Origin of the sequence: Hymenobacter sp. BT18 (assembly GCF_012273015.1) — a bacterium.
Taxonomy (GTDB): domain Bacteria; phylum Bacteroidota; class Bacteroidia; order Cytophagales; family Hymenobacteraceae; genus Hymenobacter; species Hymenobacter lutimineralis.
Genome location: NZ_CP050954.1, coordinates 2,785,182 through 2,800,090 on the forward strand (window position 1 = coordinate 2,785,182; position 14,909 = coordinate 2,800,090).

Genomic DNA, 14,909 nt, shown 5'->3' on the forward strand with positions numbered 1-14,909 from the left:
GGGTGAGTATTCAGGCAGAACTTAGGCGGCGATACGCATCACGGCCAGCGGTTCTGCTGCTTCCTGAATACTCAGATTAAAAGACCCGGTTGCCTGAACCTTGGACAGGTCTACGCCTGATCGAAGTAAGTCCCGCAGCAGGCGGTTATGCTCACGCAATTCCCGCAGCTGCTCTTTGAGCTCCTTCACCTGGTCGGACTCAGGCACCACGCTGAGCGGGCCGGCCGTGGGCGTCGCCGGTGCTGGGTCAGCTGGCAGCCTTGTTAGCTCCCGGCCATCTCGGAGCATCTCTCCGGTACCGAGAAGTAACCAGTCTGGATTGAGGTCCGGAAAGCCGGCAATGATCTTCGCCATGTTTCCGCTTTTCGGGTCTGTACCCCGCTCCATCTGTGTGATGTTGCCTTGCTCCAGGCCGCACTGTTCAGCAAAAGCCTGCTGAGACAGCCCCTTATGCTTGCGAAACGCAAGCACTCGGGATGCAAAGGTTGTCTCCATCTTTATTTAGTAAAACTGTGTTTAAATTAGGTCAACTTTATTAGCTTTGCTTCGTTGAAAATCAGCAGAAGCGTGCTATTAATACGTAAACGTAGCAAAGTTTCCCTGAAAAAAGCAAAGAACGCCTAAAAACCCATCCAGATGGCCTACTCAGATGAACAAAAGCAAGAGTTTTCTACTCGGTTAGTAGCCGTCCGGGAGGGGCTCAAGCGCCGAAACATTAAGTATTACGCTGAAGCAGCCAAGGCAATCGACCCGCAGGCCAATTCCAAGCAGTTGAACAATGTCATGCAGGGCAACATCTACAATTTCGCCGCTCTGCGACTTTTGGAAAGGGTTGCTGGTGTGGTAGAGCCTGTAGCAGAGGACGTTCAGGCTTAGTAGGGGCCGGCTTTTTTGGGTCAATACTTAGTAAAACTTTATTAAAATACTTTTGGTATTAAGTAAAGTTCTACTAAATTTGATTCATCAAACAAGTCAAAAACTACTAAGCATGCAAGTCTCTACCACGACCAACCCCCGCGTGAATCCGGCCGAGCTGCGCTACCTGCGCCAGGCTGTTGATGCCACCACCACTGATTGCCGGCGCACGGCCATTCAGGCCATCGTCGTCTACGCCCAGCTGCACGACGGCATGGACTTGACCGGAGAAGCCGCCTACCTGCTGGCCGAAATGGAGCAGGGGAGCAGCAAGCCCCGCCTCTGCGCTGTCGCTGATTGCCTCGAAACCGCCGCCAACTAAGCCGCCATGCTGACCTCCCTCGCTTGCCTGAATCACTCCCTGCGCGTGCTCTTTCACGAGTGGCCGGTGCGCGCCCAGCTGGAGCACTTCCTGCGCAACCCGCTGCTGGTGGCCACGTGCCCCAAGCGGCTCGATGCCACCCGCGAAGCGATGGGCGGCTACACGGATAAGCGCTGCCTGCAGGCGCTAATTGCCCTCAAATCGGAGCGGGACCGGATGCGCCACCGCCTGGCTGTGCCGGCCGATGTGCTGCCCGCCTCCAAGCTCACCGACCTCTTTTACCACGAGCTGATTACGGATGCCGAGCGCAACCGCCTGCGCACCAACTGCTGGCACCCACTGGAGCGGCAATGGGAATACGCCCGCGTGGAGCAGGTGCTGCAGGCCCGCGAAGCGGCCATGTACGAACAGGATCAATACGCCGCCTAAGCTATGCGCACGCCCCTCAATCCTACGGCCGTCTACCACCGCGCCCACGCCAGCAAGGAAACCGCCCTGGCCTTGTTTCACCTCCTACACGCCGCTGGCCTGCACCAAGCCGCCCTGCTGGTGCACGATCAGGTTCGGATAACCACCATCGAATACGAGGCCGCCCAGGCGGCGCTGCTGGCTCCCTGGGAGCTGCCCAACCCGGATACTATCACCGAAGACGAGGCCACCCAATACCAGGTGCTGGGGGAAGTCTTTGCCTGCTGCGCCCGGATGTGATGAAAGCTCCCCAGCGCCTCCGCTTTATCGGCCCCATTTCTCAACTACTCGCTTACCTCCGCCATGCCAACAGCTAATTCTCACCCCCGCACTTACGAGCAAGCCCAGGATGCCCGCCGCCGTGCTCAACTCTACAACCGGGCCGAGGGCTTTGCCCTGCTGGTGGTCGTGGTGCTGGTGGCCCTGGTGGTGCTGGCCAGCTGCTCAACCACCCGCCCCGCCGGCATCCGGGCGGGCAAGTTCGCTCAAGAGAACCCCGAGCCCCGCATCAACCGCTTGTAAAAAAACGAAGCGGGACCCCCTAGCACGAGGTCCCGCTTCTATTCAATCACCAATAGAGACGCGAATATAATGGCTTCTGAATCAACACCTGCACCACGTACCACGAAAGCAGTAACAGCCAAACCGGTTGTAGCAAACCTCAAAGCTCCCAGCTCCTCTATCAACGTAGCCCAGGAACTGGCCCGCTTTATCAAGGAGAAGAACCTTTGCTCCAATATCAAGGGCAAGGACTATGTGCAAGTAGAGGGGTGGCAATTCGCCGGCTCTCAGCTGGGAATCGTGCCCATCATGGGTGCCGTGGAAGATTTGAGCTTTGAGAAGGAGCTGCGCTTTCGTGCCACGGTTTCGCTCTACGACCTGCACAATAAAATCAACCTGGGTGGGGGCGTAGCAGAGTGCTCCAACACGGAGACAACGAAACGCTACTACGAGCGGTACGCCATCTGCTCGATGGCCCAGACCCGCGCCGTAGGCAAGGCTTACCGCAACGTGCTGGCCTGGCTGATTAAAGCCGCCGGCTTCGAGGCGACGCCTTACGAGGAAATGGTGGATGTAGTGGATGCCGGTACCGGTGCCACCGTGGTAGAGGAAAAGCCGCGCCCAGCCGGTGGCCCTGGCCATGAGAAGGATGCTGCGCCAAGTGATGAGGACGCACCCGCGCAGCCTAGTGAGGCCCAGCGCAAACAGCTCATTGCCCTGATAGCCTCGCCGCTGCTGGATGACGAGGAGCGTAGCACGCTGCTGGCTGTGCCGGTGGATAGCCGCCCGCTGGACTGGATGGAGAAGACGCTGGCTAAGCTGCCGGCCGTGCTCAAGGAGCGGGAAAACCCCAAGAAAGCCTTGGCTGCTGCCCAAAATCAACTGCGACAAGTAGCCACTAAATACGCTGCCCAGCTCGGAGAGCAGGAGCATAAGCGGTGGATGCTTCGGGCGGATTCCCTGACCGCTAAGCCGGAAGAATTGCGGGCCGAGTCCCGCGCGCTGGTTGCCCACTTCACCCTTCAGCCAGCGTAACGAGATGAATAGCCAGCAACTATCCTTGTTTGGTGCTGCTCCTCAGCGCGGGGTGCTTAATCGGCTAGGCCCTCACCCTGAGGGCCCAGATGCAAGCGCCCCCCGTCAGGTATTGTCAGGTGGACTGATTGCGCGGGTGCAAGCTGAAACCGGTGGGGAACTGCACTATTACATCTACCAGGGCAGCACATGGATCGGCACGCTGTTCCATGTAGGGCAGTCCTTGTGGAGCATCTACCTGCCCGGTGAGCATGGGGTAGCTGAGTTTGGTGGACCCACCCTGCGCAAGGCAGCACAGCAGCTGGCTACTCTGGTAGCCAGCGGAAAGGAGCTGGCCAATGCTTAGTTCATTAAGCCCCAAAGCCCTGCTGGATAGTGAAAACCCCGCGCAGGTTCTGGCTGACTACTATGCTACCTGCTCCGATGAGCAGGTAGCTACAGCTTACTCGAATGTTGCCAAGGGCCTGGCAGTGTTTGAGGAAACTCCTCGAGGAGAATTAGGGCTGGCCCTGCGCCGTCACCTGAATGTTATCGTGGCTGAGCAGCAGAAGCGAGGGGAGGTTCACCATGCCTAGCTACTTCAAACTGCGCACGGGCTTGAGCCGCGGCATCGAGGATGGGACATCCAAGAAGAAGGTGTGCACCTACATGATGCAGTACTTCTACCGGGATGCCACTGGCCGCCTGGCTGAGATTACTGTGTGCGAGGATGGCTTCTGCTATCGTAGTGCTGCCTCCTTCCGTCAGCAACTCAATCCCGAGTGGCCCGGTAAGCCCGGCCAGAAGCCTACCCCGCGCAAGTATGTGGAGGTACCAGGTGATGAGCTAGGCCTGCCCGTTGGGGCGGTGCCCTGCTCGGCAGCCGAGTACGATGCGGCGCTGGCCCAGGTGATTGCGGCCGAGAAGAAAGCGGAAGCAGAACGGCTGAAGGAGAAGGAGTTTGCCGAGTCGCTGAAGAAGGGCATGGTGCGCAACCAGCATGCAGCGGAGGAAGCCGGCGTGGCCGAGCCATTGGTATTGGCCCCGGCTCACTTCCTGGATGACTTTACCGTCTTCGATACCGAAACGACGGGGTTTAGTGCCGAAAACTGTCGCCTGCTGGAGGTAGCCGCCGTGCGCTACATCAACTGGGAAGAGGTGGACCGCATGCAGTCCTTCGTGCGCTTCACCGAGTTTATCCCGGCTAAGATCAAAGCCCTGACGGGGATTCGGGAAAGTGATGTACGCCAGGCGCCCGAGGCCAAGCAAGTGCTAGCCCGTTTCCGCCAGCTGGCGGGTGAGTCGCTGCTGGTGGGGCACAACGTGGCCTTTGATATCCGCTTCCTGGAAGCTACCCGCACCCGCCTCGGGGCTAAGCTACCCCTGCCCAATAAAACGCTCTGCACCCAGGCCGTGAGCAAACGCTACGATGGTAGCCATGTGCTGGGCGACCTGTGCACGCGCTTCGGCATCAGCAACGCCGGTGCCCACCGGGCGCTGAATGATGTGCTGATGACCTACCAGCTGCTGCGTCACATGCACCAGCAGCAGCCGATTGGAGCCGAGATGATTGGCGCCTCGGGCAAGAAGAAAGCAACACCCGCCCTTTCACTCTTCGCTGCCTGATGAGTACGCTCCACCGCTTCCTGCGCTCCGATGCCGCCGGCAGCTACAACCCGCCCCGCCTTGCCGCCCCGAACATGAATTACATCGAACTCATCAACCGTTTCTGGGCCATGGATGCTGAAGATCATTTCGGCGCCAGCAGCACGCGCCTATACTTTTTCCTCGTGCAGGTATGCAATCAGAAGCGCTGGGAGAATCCTTTTACCCTCTCTGATGCCCAGCTGTGCCTGTCACTCGACATGACGGCCAACACGATGAAGAAGGCCCGTGAGGAGCTCACCGAGCGTAAGCTGGTGGCCTATCAGGGAGGCAACAATGGGCGTGGTCTGGCTACGGTGTACCGCCTGCTTTCGGCCCCCAATAAAGTATCAAAAAATGACACTTATGGTACCGATAAATCCATCGGAAAAGTATCAGGTAAAGTATCAGAAAATGACGGTTTAAGTCCGATAAAAGTGTCAGATAAAGTGTCAAAAAATGACACGCCTTATATAGATAAAACAGTAAACAGTTCTGTAGTAGAAAACATAAACGAAGAAGTAGCGTCCGAGGCTTCTTCGTCGGCGGCTCGTTCGGAGAGAAAAGTTACCCCTCAACCTGCCAGCCAAAAGCCAACGTTGGGAACAGAGGGGGGCGCGGCGCAGCGGCCCGAGAGCCAGCACGCCGATGCCCAGCAGCTAACCACGGCGGATGTTTGCCCGCTGCTCAACAACCCCGCCGTGTTCAAGGCTGCTTGCCTGGACATCAACCCCGACTACGCTGGCATTGATTTCAATCACTATCGGCTGGAAATGCGCTTCGATGCGCTGGAGCAGCAGCTTACCCTCATGCCCTTCGAATGGCGCAAACGCCTCCGGAACTGGCTTACCAACGCCAAGGGCAGCCGCAACGGCCTGATCCTGGCACCCGCCCCAGGCCAGAAGGCCGACCCTCGGGCCCAACAGCCGCTGGCCAGCAAGTCCAGCGCCTCTCCCTCCAAAGTCAAAGACTTCAGCTAGATGAACACCCAGACCCACGTTCCCCCGCATTCGACGGAGCTAGAAGCGGCCGTGCTTGGCATTGCCCTGCAGGAGCGCAACGCCCTGAATACGATTCTTTCCCTGCTGCCCTCGGAGCAAGTTTTCTACACGCCCAAGCATCAGACGGTGTACAAAGCCATTCGGCAGCTACACCAGGCCGGCCACGCGGTGGATATGAAAACCGTTATCCACCAGCTGGCGGCCACGGGCCAGACGCATAAGGTCCGCCCGGCCGACGTGAGCGAGCTGGCCATCGGTATCGGCTCGGCGGCCCACATTGAAACCCACTGCCGCATTGTACTGGAGCAGCACGCCCGCCGGGTAGTCATCACGGCCGCCCGAGGCATGGAGGCGCACGGCTACGATGAAAGCCGGGATGCGCTGGAGGTAGTAGCCGAAGCGCAGGTACAACTCACCCAGCTGCATCAGCTCATGGAAACGCGCGGCGCTGTCTCCGCTGCCTCACTGCTGCCTGGTGTGCTGGACCGTATCCGCCGGGCCGTGGGCATGAGTGGCATGACGGGCATCCCCACGGGCCTCACGCAGCTCAACTCCGCCACCGGGGGCTGGCAGCCCAAGCACCTGATTGTTATCGGTGCGCGGCCCGGGATGGGTAAAACGGCGGCCCTACTGCACCATGCCCGCGAAGCGGCCCTAGTGGAAGGCATTCCCACTGGCATCTTTTCGATGGAAATGCCGGCAGATGAGTTGGTAGAGCGTCTGCTGGCGACGGAAGTAAAAACCTACTCCAACTCGGACCTGCGCAAGGGCAACCTGCAGGGCGGCGTGGAGGAGGTAGACCACTTGCTAAGCAAAGCGCAGTTACTGGCCAATGCCGATAATTTATTCATCGACGACACGCCAGCCCTGAGCCTGCACCAGCTGGCCTCCAAGGCGGCTCGTATGGTGGCGGAGCATGGGGTGCGCTTCATCCTGGTAGACTACCTGCAGCTCATGTCGGGGCCCAGCAAAACCAGCCGGCCCGGCAATCGGGAGCAGGAGATTTCGGAAATCAGCCGGGGGCTTAAGGCCTTGGCCAAGGACTTGAATGTGCCGGTGGTGGCGCTGGCCCAGCTTAGCCGCTCGGTAGAGCATCGCGGTGGCGAGAAGCGGCCGCAGCTCAGTGACCTGCGCGAGTCGGGCGCCATTGAGCAGGATGCCGATATGATCATTTTCCTCTGGCGTGGCGAGTACTACGGCATTGAGGAGTACGAAGACGGCACCAGCACGAAGGATACCATCCTCTACGACATAGCCAAGCACCGAGGCGGGGCGCTGAATGAGCTGATTTTCTACTGCCGCATCAGCCGGGGCATCTTCTCGGATTTGGACCTGAGCCCAGCGCCGGCGGGAGAGCGGCCTTTCTACGATAAGGACACCCGGGAAACGGTGCAGCTGGGTCGCCTGCCTGCCTCGCAGTTTGAGCAGGAGTCATCGGTACCGGTGGCCATGGTGGATGATAACGACATGCCCTTCTGATGTGCACCGATGAAGAGTACTCGCCCGAGCTGAAGAAGTGGGTCGCCAAGCAGCTGCACCAAGCCGACAAAAAGACCTTCCTGCAACTGCTCAACTACTTCCAGACACGCGGCGGCCCGGGCCTGGTACTGGCCCAGGAAGAAGCTGAATACCGCAACCTACAACCGCATTCCCTCACTCCCTCACTTCGTCCCTAATGAAAGCCATCTCACTCCTTCAACCCTGGGCCTCGCTCATTTTCCTGGGCTACAAGCATTACGAAACCCGCTCCTGGAATACCTCCTACCGTGGAGACCTGGCTATTCATGCCAGCCTGGGCAAGCCCGCTGAAGCCCGGCGCATAGCAGCTACCTGCCCCGAGATATCGGCTATTCTGGAGCGGCACGGCCTCACCTTCGACACGTTGCCGCGCGGCGCTGTACTCGGCACCTGCGAGTTAGCGGATACCCATAAAACCGATGATCTGCGGGGGCTGAGCATTACAGAGCTGGCCTGCGGCGACTACGGCCCCGGCCGGTATGCCTGGCGCCTGATAGCGCCCTTCGTGTGCGCCAAACCTGTGCCCTGCAAAGGAGCCCTGAGCCTGTGGGTAGTGCCTGAGGAGGTGGAGCAGGAAGTGAATGCTACGACCCTGCCTTTCTGATACTAACGCCCTCACGCACTTCCTTATGAAACTCCGCTTTATTGCTTCCGCTACTCGGGCCCACGCCCACCAGAGCACGGCCCGCACCGTTACCGTATCCCGCGGCGCTGGCTCCCTGAGCTTCTCTTCTGCTTTGGTGCGCGCACTCAGCCTGCAGCCAGGCCTACCAGGTGCTACCCTCACCGAGGATGCCGACGCGCCGGGTTCCTGGTACGCGCTGTTCGGTTCCGCAGATCCAGTTCACGACAGCCGGCCGCTGCGCGCCAAAGTGGCTGCCAAGGACCGGACACCCAGCCAAGCCCTTACCCTCATCAACACCGCGCTGGCCCGTGCCGTGCTCGACAGCTATGGGGTGCCGGCCGATGTCAACCGCCTGGTGCTCTACGTGCTGCCGGAGGCGGTATCGTTCGAGGGGCTGACGCTCTGGCCTCTGCGCCAGTCAGGTGCGCCCGTGGTGGCCCCGGTACCTACCCCGGCCCCCGCCCGGAAGGCCGCGCCCCCGAAGCCTACCCCGAAAACCGATGCCCCGAAAGCCGCCGCCCCGGCTATGGCTGGCCCCGCCCGCCCGGTGGCCAGCATCCCGGATGCCAGCACCGAGCGCCTGCAGCAGCGCCGGGAGCACCTGGTTACGCTGGATCGGGACTACACCAGCCACGAGGAGAAGGAGCTGGCTAAGGTCAACAAAGAGCTGCAGAAGCGCGGCGTGCTCACCTACTCTGAAACCTTCTAACCACAACGTAAAACCATGGCAAGCAACCTACCTCCCGGATACTGTGATGAAACCCATAGCTGGCGCGGCTTCGCGGCCGGCAACGCGGGCACCCCTCCATTCCCTACCGAGCCTACCCGCGCTCAGGTAAATACTGCCCTGCACGAGGTAGCCACGCTGGTGAGCACCAACCCGCAGTCAGGGGGCTGGGTAAACTGGACAGAAACGAAGCAACTCCCAGTTGGGCACCATGAAGTTGAACTGTGGGACGGACATTTAAAGCGCGCCTTTGGCCTGCTCGATAAAGACGAAGACCCGGTTGATGGCGGTGAGTGCTGGATACTATCCAACGATCAGGAAGTAGTAGAGCTTGATCGGTACATCTTCTGGCGTTATGCCGCACCCGCAGCGGCCCCCGAGGAATTCCAAGTAGAACCCGCCCCTTATCGGGAAACCTGCCTCAGTGTAAACGCTGATCAGTGCCCTGGGTGTGTGATATGCGGGAAAGGAGGTGAGGGGAAATGAACTACTTCCACCTCACTACCACCAAGGACGACGCTGGCCAGCCTGTCGGCCCGCACCATGTGCATATGCAGCTCACTGCTGAAGCAAAGGCCACCGGCTTTGGTGAGTTCCTCCAGCACTTCGAAGTACCCGTGCTGCAGGGCCGCAGCGAACCATGGGGCGACGACGGTACCGAGTACTGGTTCGAACTCAATGACGAGGATGCCCGCATCTTCTCGCAGGCCCTCACGATTTGCTTTTACGGTCTACCACCAATCAACTAGCTCCAAATGAGACGCTGCCACGGATACCATATCCAGAGCTGCCACTGCGGCGGCGACCTGTGCCTCTGCGGTCGGGATGGGGAGGAATGTATGGGCTGCCCCGATTGCGAGGGTGATGGGTCAGAGGATAGCTCAGAGCCCGACGCGGCCCCGGCTGGTACCTACCGCTGGCATGATGAAGATGATGGCGACGACTTCAACCCCGATGCCTGCCCAGAGTGCGGGAGTGATGAAGCCGGCGCTCTGATATGCTCCCAGTGCGGCTGCATTCTGATCGATGACAGCAATGATGAACTCGACTAATGGCTAAGCAGCCCCCACCACCCAAATACACAGCCCCGCCCGGGTATGCCGTCGCCACCGGCATGCCTGGGCGCGTGGTGTTTACCAACTGCCCGCCCGAAGTAGTGAAAGCCCTGCACGGCCTGGCCAAGCACTACGGCATCCGCTGCCTCAACCTGACGCTGACGGCTCCCGACCTCGGTACCGACTAACGCCCCCTCCCCATGCCCCTGATTCAAGATGTACCGATGTTGACGGTTTACCGGAATGGTTACGTCAATCTCAATGGAGAAGCCACGAGGCTGATGCATGACCGGCACCGGCAGGCTGATTTACTGCCTCCAGTCAATGCTCGTCATCCCTGGCAGCTGGACCGCCGTGCTGGAGCATCGTGCAACTTGCTAAAAGGGGGGCGTGACGGGTCCCACCTGCGTTTCTCGGCGCCATATCGAGCAGCAGAGCTATTTCGCCAGCAGCCGGCCTCGGTGAAGCGCATCGTTTTTCGCATCACGCCACACACTCAATTCCTGGATATGTATACGCTGGCGGCGGAGTTACCCCTGTTTACCCAGAAGCGCAACATTGCAACATAAGAGCCCCCGTAATTCGTCATAAGGCTACCCCGAGGGAGACATTTGGCCTATGGCCAACCCCGCTATTCAACTCGTGCCCATTGAGCAGGTGTCGCTGCATCCGCAGAACCCGCGCCTCATCAAAGACAACCGCTTCGAGCAACTGGTGCAGTCGCTTATCGACTTCCCCGACATGCTCAGCGTGCGGCCCCTGGTAGTTGATGAAAACTTCGTCGTGCTCGGCGGAAACATGCGCCTGCACGCGGCCATGCGCCTGAGCTACCACGAAGTGCCCGTGCTGCAGGTGACTGGTTGGAGCGAGGCCCTGAAGCGCGAGTTCATGATCAAGGACAACGCCAGCTTCGGGGAGTGGGACTGGGATGTGCTAGCCAATGAGTGGAGTGACAACCCGCTTGGGGCGTGGGGCATTGATCTGCCTGATGATTGGCTCAAGGAGCCGGATGAGGAGGAGGCCACCAGTAGCAGCAGCGGCTCCGACGACAGCCCCGACAGCGCTTTCGACGAGGAGGAAGAGCACGCGTCCGGTCCCCGCATGACCATCACCTTTCCATCGGCGGAGGAGTTGCAGAAGGCGGAAGCGGATGTGCAGGAGCTGCTGGACCGTAAGTACCCAGGAGCCAGTTTAACGGTGCAAGTAGGAGAGCGAAATGGCTAGAAAGTCCGAACATACCGAACAGCAAAAAAGGAAGTTGCTCGATGCCTTGCGCAAAAGCCTGGGGGTGGTGGAAACCGCATGTCGTAACGCCGGCGTTGGCCGAACCACCCACTACGAATGGCTGCAGAAGGATAAGGGGTATGCGGCCGAGGTAGCGGAGATTGATGAGGTGGCCCTGGACTTTGGTGAGTCGCAGCTGCATAAGCTGATGAATGGGTATACCCTGCCCGACTCCAAGGTATTCCTGGTGGATAAAACAGAGTTTAAGGCGGGGAAGGCCGTAACGGTGAAAGTGCCCCTGGTGGTGCCCCTGCAGAAGCATGTCGGGCCGAATGAGGCGGCTGTTATCTTCTTCCTCAAAACTCGGGGCAAGAAGCGCGGCTTTGTAGAGAAAACGCAGGTAGAGCACCAGGGCGAGCTGAGCGTTAAGCCGGCTGTCGACTACGACAAGCTGAGCAAAGAAACCCTAGCCGAGATTCTTCGTGTCACAGCTGCCTCCACTGAGTAGAGCCGGGGCCCTGGCCGGAGCCTTTAAGCAGGGGTACTACGACCTGCTCGGCCTGAGTCCGAAGCAGCAGGAGGCGCTGCGGTTACTCAGTGATTCTGAAACCGCGGCCCTGGCTTTCGGCGGGGGCGCCAACGGCGGTAAGTCCTGGCTGGGCTGCGCCTGGCTCATTATCATGTGTATGGCCTACCCCGGTACGAGCTGGTTTATTGGCCGCGAGGAGTTGAACCGCCTGATGCAGTCCACCTTCCTGACCTTCTACAAGGTGGCGGCCCAGCTGGGCCTCGGCCCCGACGACTTCCGGTTTAATGCCCAGCGCAACTACTTCAAGTTCACCAATGGCTCCCGTATCCAGTTGCTGGAGCTGGTACACAAACCATCCGACCCGCTGTATGAGCGCTACGGCTCGGTGGAGTTTACGGGCGGCTGGATTGAAGAGGGTGGAGAGGTGAACTTCGCTGCCTACGACACCCTGAAAAGCCGCGTTGGCCGCCAATTAAATGATAAATACAACCTACGGGGCCGCATCCTCATCACCTGCAACCCGAAGAAGAACTGGCTCTACACCATGTTCTACAAGCCCAGCAGCAAAGCAGCGTTGCCGCCGCGGCTCAAGTTTCTGCAGTCGCTGGTAACGGACAATCCCAACCGGGAGAGCGGTGCCATCGAAGCCCTGGAAGGCCTCACCGATGAGAGTAAACGGCAGCGCCTGTTGTATGGCAACTGGGAGTACGACGACGATCCGACGGCCCTGGTGCCCTACGAGTACGTTGTGCAGCTCCCAAACAACACCCACGCCCTCGGTGGCCTGCCTGCCATCACGGTAGACGTGGCCCGCTACGGCTCGGATAAAACCGTCATATGGGGCTGGGATGGGTGGCGCGCCAAGCTGCTGCAGGTGCTCAAAGGAGCATCGGTGCCTGAATCGGCCGAGGCCGTGAAGAAACACATGCGGGAGAGGCAGTGCCCGCCGAAGCGGGTAGTCGTCGATGATGACGGTGTGGGCGGCGGCGTGCGTGACCTGATACCCGGTAGTGTCGGGTTTATTGCCAACAGCCGCCCCCGAGCTGATCCCAAGGCCGAGAAGGTGCTCGACCCCAAAACCGGTAACCTAGTAGCGGTACCGGAGAACTACGACAACCTGAAGTCGCAGTGCAAGTTTCGTATGGCGGCCCGGATGGTGGCCGGCTCGGTGCTCATCGAAAACCCGGGGGCTGAAGCCTGGGAGCTGGTGAGCGACGAAATCAGCCAGTGGAAGCGCCAGGACGGGGAAGATGGGAAGATGGCCGCCGTATCGAAGGATGACGAAAAGCAAGCCCTGGGTCGCTCCCCTGACTACGCCGACCCACTGTACATGCGGGAGATTCTAGAGCTGCTCCCGCCGGCCCCGACACGGGCCCGCGCTCGGTGGTAAAAGTGCTGAGGTGCAGATAGAAAAGTCGTATCTTCGGATATACCAAATTAGCAAAATACAATGACAGCAAGAGCAATGCTATCCGGCACCTGCGCCCCGGAAGACGTAACCAAGTTATTCGGAGAGTTAATGGATAAACTTGAAGACATGTACCCTGGCGTTGGCATTGCTAATGTGCAGCATAGTGTTGCTGCTTGGGGCGTAGCTTCTAATCCATATGTGCTACTCACGCTACTCGTTCAATTCGAGGAGCTGTAGCCGATGATTCGCTTCCTCGATAGCACCGGCCCCTTCCTGCTGCCTACCGGCTGGCACGAGGTCACCACCCGGCAGTACTGCACCCTGGCAGCCCTGCCCGCGCCGCTGCTGTTCGATGTGGTGCCGCTACTGGTTGGGCGGATGGTGGAGCTCACCCCGCAGATTGACGAGTTGCTGAGCTTCATCACCGAGGGCACGGAGCCCCCGACCACCGGCGGCCTGCCATACCCGGCCGACCTGGGCCAGGAAACCTACCTGCAGGTAGAGCTGCTGCGGAGCATGCTTGGCCGCCTGCCGCTGCACGAGTGCCTGATGTCGCTTTACGGGGTCTTTGTGCAGCGAAAGCAGGAGCTGGGGGGCACGGGCCTGTTTAACCAGGCCGCCGCGGCCGCGCGGGCCGAGCGCGCCCTCAACTACCCCATCACGGACATCTACCCGGCCGTGCACCACAGCCTGAGCGAGTTGGCGCGGCTGGCCACTAAGTACCAGGCCCTGGCCGAGCCCGACCATACGCCCGCCGGGGAGGATGCCCAGCGCGCTGGAGTTGACCGGTTCGACAAGTACCAGTACTTCAACGTGCTCAAGCGCGTCGCCCAGGACTACCGGACTACCCCGGACTTAGTGGCGCAGTGGCCCTACGATACCGTGGCCACGCACTTGCTGCACGAGCGTGACACCTACGAATACCAGCAACAACTACACGCCCTCAAAAAGCACGACAAATGAACGCCTCCGCCTACCTCCAATCCGCTGCCACCCGCGCCCTGGGCCTTGACCTGGATACGCAGGCGGGCTTCTTCAGCTACGGCACGAAGCAGCAGGCTACGCTGGATGACAGCCAGCCCATGCCGCAGATTCACGCCTTCGAGCTAAAAAGCATTCCCGGCGGCTCTGATAAGACCGAACGCTACGAAGCCGTGCTCTACTTCGCTACCGACGTGGAAGGCGACAACGACGACCGGCCCGGCCTGAACGAAGCCATTGCCGAGATGCGCACCCTCAAAAACCGGTTCCTGCGCATCCTCGATACGAACCCGTTGGTAGAAGTGGCTGCCCCCCGTGATGAAGAATTGCGGGGCGTGCTGCAGGCCCGGCTCACCGGCGTGGCTCTGGCGTTCCAGCTGACGGTACCACGCACTGCTGATGCCCTCTACTGCTAATGGCCACCTTCGCCGCGCCCCTCGTCGTCCGTGAGTTGGAAACCTTCGGGGCCGAAGCCGTTTCTTTGATTCAGCAGAACATCCGCAGCAAGGCGGTTACCCGGTTTGGCGCCATGAATGCCAGCGGCCGGTCTGCTGCCTCCATCCGCCACGAGGTCACCGAGCGGGAGGACGGGCTTACGCTCACCATCTACGGCATCGACTATGCCCTGCACCTGGAGTATGGCCGGGGGCCGGGCAAGTTCCCCAGCCTGCTGGCCATCAAGGAATGGATTGGGGCCAAGGGGATTGTTCCCAAGCCCGATGCCAAGGGGCGGGCGGTGTCCGTTGATTCGCTGGCCTACCTGATCGGTCGAAAGATTGCGCGGGAGGGCACCATCCTGCACCAGCAGAAGCAGCCCAGCGGCATTCTCGCCGACGCATTAAACGGCCCCGCCCTCGGCATCCTGGAGCGCAAGCTGATGCCGGCGCTGGTGGAGCACGTCACGAGCGTACTACTGCAGGCCGCGTAAGTTTTGGCCGCAAATTGCTCCCATTTTGGGGCCAGCCATACGGGCG

General features: G+C 60.1%; 26 protein-coding genes. 25 read left to right on the forward strand and 1 reads right to left on the reverse strand.

Features of this window, described 5'->3' with window-relative positions; translation table 11 throughout:
- Window positions 1-21: 21 nt before the first annotated feature.
- The gene (locus HER32_RS11815; RefSeq protein WP_168682004.1) at window positions 22-495 is read right to left on the reverse strand and encodes a helix-turn-helix domain-containing protein; all 474 of its coding nucleotides are present in this window, start codon (window positions 493-495) and stop codon (window positions 22-24) included.
- A gap of 141 nt (window positions 496-636) precedes the next feature.
- On the opposite strand from HER32_RS11815, the gene HER32_RS11820 reads away from it, so the two are divergent.
- From HER32_RS11820 to HER32_RS11940, 25 genes are all read left to right on the forward strand, one after another.
- Window positions 637-876, forward strand: a complete 240-nt coding sequence (locus HER32_RS11820) for a hypothetical protein (RefSeq protein WP_168682005.1) — start codon at window positions 637-639, stop codon at window positions 874-876.
- A 112-nt stretch (window positions 877-988) separates the two neighbouring features.
- Complete coding sequence (locus HER32_RS11825; RefSeq protein WP_168682006.1) at window positions 989-1,237, forward strand: hypothetical protein; 249 nt, start codon at window positions 989-991, stop codon at window positions 1,235-1,237.
- 6 nt (window positions 1,238-1,243) lie between these two features.
- Window positions 1,244-1,666, forward strand: coding sequence for a hypothetical protein (locus HER32_RS11830; protein WP_168682007.1), 423 nt, complete (start codon window positions 1,244-1,246; stop codon window positions 1,664-1,666).
- 3 nt (window positions 1,667-1,669) lie between these two features.
- Window positions 1,670-1,945, forward strand: coding sequence for a hypothetical protein (locus tag HER32_RS11835; protein WP_168682008.1), 276 nt, complete (start codon window positions 1,670-1,672; stop codon window positions 1,943-1,945).
- Between the two features lie 63 nt (window positions 1,946-2,008).
- On the forward strand, window positions 2,009-2,227 hold the full coding sequence (locus HER32_RS11840) for a hypothetical protein (RefSeq protein WP_168682009.1): 219 nt from the start codon (window positions 2,009-2,011) through the stop codon (window positions 2,225-2,227).
- A gap of 69 nt (window positions 2,228-2,296) precedes the next feature.
- Window positions 2,297-3,241 (forward strand): hypothetical protein, encoded by a 945-nt coding sequence (locus HER32_RS11845; RefSeq protein WP_168682010.1) that lies wholly within the window; start codon window positions 2,297-2,299, stop codon window positions 3,239-3,241.
- A 4-nt stretch (window positions 3,242-3,245) separates the two neighbouring features.
- On the forward strand, window positions 3,246-3,587 hold the full coding sequence (locus HER32_RS11850) for a hypothetical protein (protein WP_168682011.1): 342 nt from the start codon (window positions 3,246-3,248) through the stop codon (window positions 3,585-3,587).
- Window positions 3,580-3,816 carry a hypothetical protein gene (locus HER32_RS11855; RefSeq protein WP_168682012.1) on the forward strand — a complete coding sequence of 79 codons (237 nt, stop codon included), beginning with the start codon at window positions 3,580-3,582 and terminating at the stop codon, window positions 3,814-3,816. Before HER32_RS11850 ends, HER32_RS11855 begins: the two co-directional genes overlap by 8 nt.
- Complete coding sequence (locus HER32_RS11860; RefSeq protein WP_168682013.1) at window positions 3,809-4,846, forward strand: PolC-type DNA polymerase III; 1,038 nt, start codon at window positions 3,809-3,811, stop codon at window positions 4,844-4,846. The genes HER32_RS11855 and HER32_RS11860 overlap by 8 nt, the downstream gene beginning before the upstream one ends.
- The gene (locus HER32_RS11865; protein WP_168682014.1) at window positions 4,846-5,844 is read left to right on the forward strand and encodes a hypothetical protein; all 999 of its coding nucleotides are present in this window, start codon (window positions 4,846-4,848) and stop codon (window positions 5,842-5,844) included. Before HER32_RS11860 ends, HER32_RS11865 begins: the two co-directional genes overlap by 1 nt.
- Complete coding sequence (dnaB, locus tag HER32_RS11870) at window positions 5,845-7,344, forward strand: replicative DNA helicase (RefSeq protein WP_168682015.1); 1,500 nt, start codon at window positions 5,845-5,847, stop codon at window positions 7,342-7,344.
- Window positions 7,344-7,541, forward strand: coding sequence for a hypothetical protein (locus HER32_RS11875; protein WP_168682016.1), 198 nt, complete (start codon window positions 7,344-7,346; stop codon window positions 7,539-7,541). Before dnaB ends, HER32_RS11875 begins: the two co-directional genes overlap by 1 nt.
- Entirely contained in the window at window positions 7,541-7,987 is a 447-nt protein-coding gene (locus HER32_RS11880) for an ASCH domain-containing protein (RefSeq protein ID WP_168682017.1), read from the forward strand. Before HER32_RS11875 ends, HER32_RS11880 begins: the two co-directional genes overlap by 1 nt.
- Window positions 7,988-8,012: 25 nt before the next feature.
- Window positions 8,013-8,717: a hypothetical protein gene (locus HER32_RS11885; protein WP_168682018.1), complete on the forward strand. Its 705-nt coding sequence runs from the start codon at window positions 8,013-8,015 to the stop codon at window positions 8,715-8,717.
- A gap of 15 nt (window positions 8,718-8,732) precedes the next feature.
- Window positions 8,733-9,221: a hypothetical protein gene (locus tag HER32_RS11890; protein ID WP_168682019.1), complete on the forward strand. Its 489-nt coding sequence runs from the start codon at window positions 8,733-8,735 to the stop codon at window positions 9,219-9,221.
- Window positions 9,218-9,484 (forward strand): hypothetical protein, encoded by a 267-nt coding sequence (locus HER32_RS11895; RefSeq protein ID WP_168682020.1) that lies wholly within the window; start codon window positions 9,218-9,220, stop codon window positions 9,482-9,484. The genes HER32_RS11890 and HER32_RS11895 overlap by 4 nt, the downstream gene beginning before the upstream one ends.
- A gap of 6 nt (window positions 9,485-9,490) precedes the next feature.
- On the forward strand, window positions 9,491-9,787 hold the full coding sequence (locus HER32_RS11900) for a hypothetical protein (RefSeq protein ID WP_168682021.1): 297 nt from the start codon (window positions 9,491-9,493) through the stop codon (window positions 9,785-9,787).
- Window positions 9,787-9,978, forward strand: a complete 192-nt coding sequence (locus tag HER32_RS11905; RefSeq protein WP_168682022.1) for a hypothetical protein — start codon at window positions 9,787-9,789, stop codon at window positions 9,976-9,978. The genes HER32_RS11900 and HER32_RS11905 overlap by 1 nt, the downstream gene beginning before the upstream one ends.
- Window positions 9,979-9,990: 12 nt before the next feature.
- Complete coding sequence (locus HER32_RS11910; protein WP_168682023.1) at window positions 9,991-10,359, forward strand: hypothetical protein; 369 nt, start codon at window positions 9,991-9,993, stop codon at window positions 10,357-10,359.
- A 49-nt stretch (window positions 10,360-10,408) separates the two neighbouring features.
- The gene (locus HER32_RS11915; protein WP_168682024.1) at window positions 10,409-11,014 is read left to right on the forward strand and encodes a ParB N-terminal domain-containing protein; all 606 of its coding nucleotides are present in this window, start codon (window positions 10,409-10,411) and stop codon (window positions 11,012-11,014) included.
- 46 nt (window positions 11,015-11,060) lie between these two features.
- Window positions 11,061-11,522, forward strand: a complete 462-nt coding sequence (locus tag HER32_RS11920; RefSeq protein ID WP_168682025.1) for a hypothetical protein — start codon at window positions 11,061-11,063, stop codon at window positions 11,520-11,522.
- Entirely contained in the window at window positions 11,497-12,933 is a 1,437-nt protein-coding gene (locus HER32_RS11925) for a phage terminase large subunit (RefSeq protein WP_168682026.1), read from the forward strand. The genes HER32_RS11920 and HER32_RS11925 overlap by 26 nt, the downstream gene beginning before the upstream one ends.
- A 261-nt stretch (window positions 12,934-13,194) precedes the next feature.
- Window positions 13,195-13,917 (forward strand): hypothetical protein, encoded by a 723-nt coding sequence (locus HER32_RS11930; RefSeq protein ID WP_168682027.1) that lies wholly within the window; start codon window positions 13,195-13,197, stop codon window positions 13,915-13,917.
- Window positions 13,914-14,351 (forward strand): hypothetical protein, encoded by a 438-nt coding sequence (locus HER32_RS11935; RefSeq protein WP_168682028.1) that lies wholly within the window; start codon window positions 13,914-13,916, stop codon window positions 14,349-14,351. Before HER32_RS11930 ends, HER32_RS11935 begins: the two co-directional genes overlap by 4 nt.
- On the forward strand, window positions 14,351-14,863 hold the full coding sequence (locus tag HER32_RS11940) for a hypothetical protein (RefSeq protein ID WP_168682029.1): 513 nt from the start codon (window positions 14,351-14,353) through the stop codon (window positions 14,861-14,863). Before HER32_RS11935 ends, HER32_RS11940 begins: the two co-directional genes overlap by 1 nt.
- The last annotated feature ends 46 nt before the right edge of the window (window positions 14,864-14,909 follow it).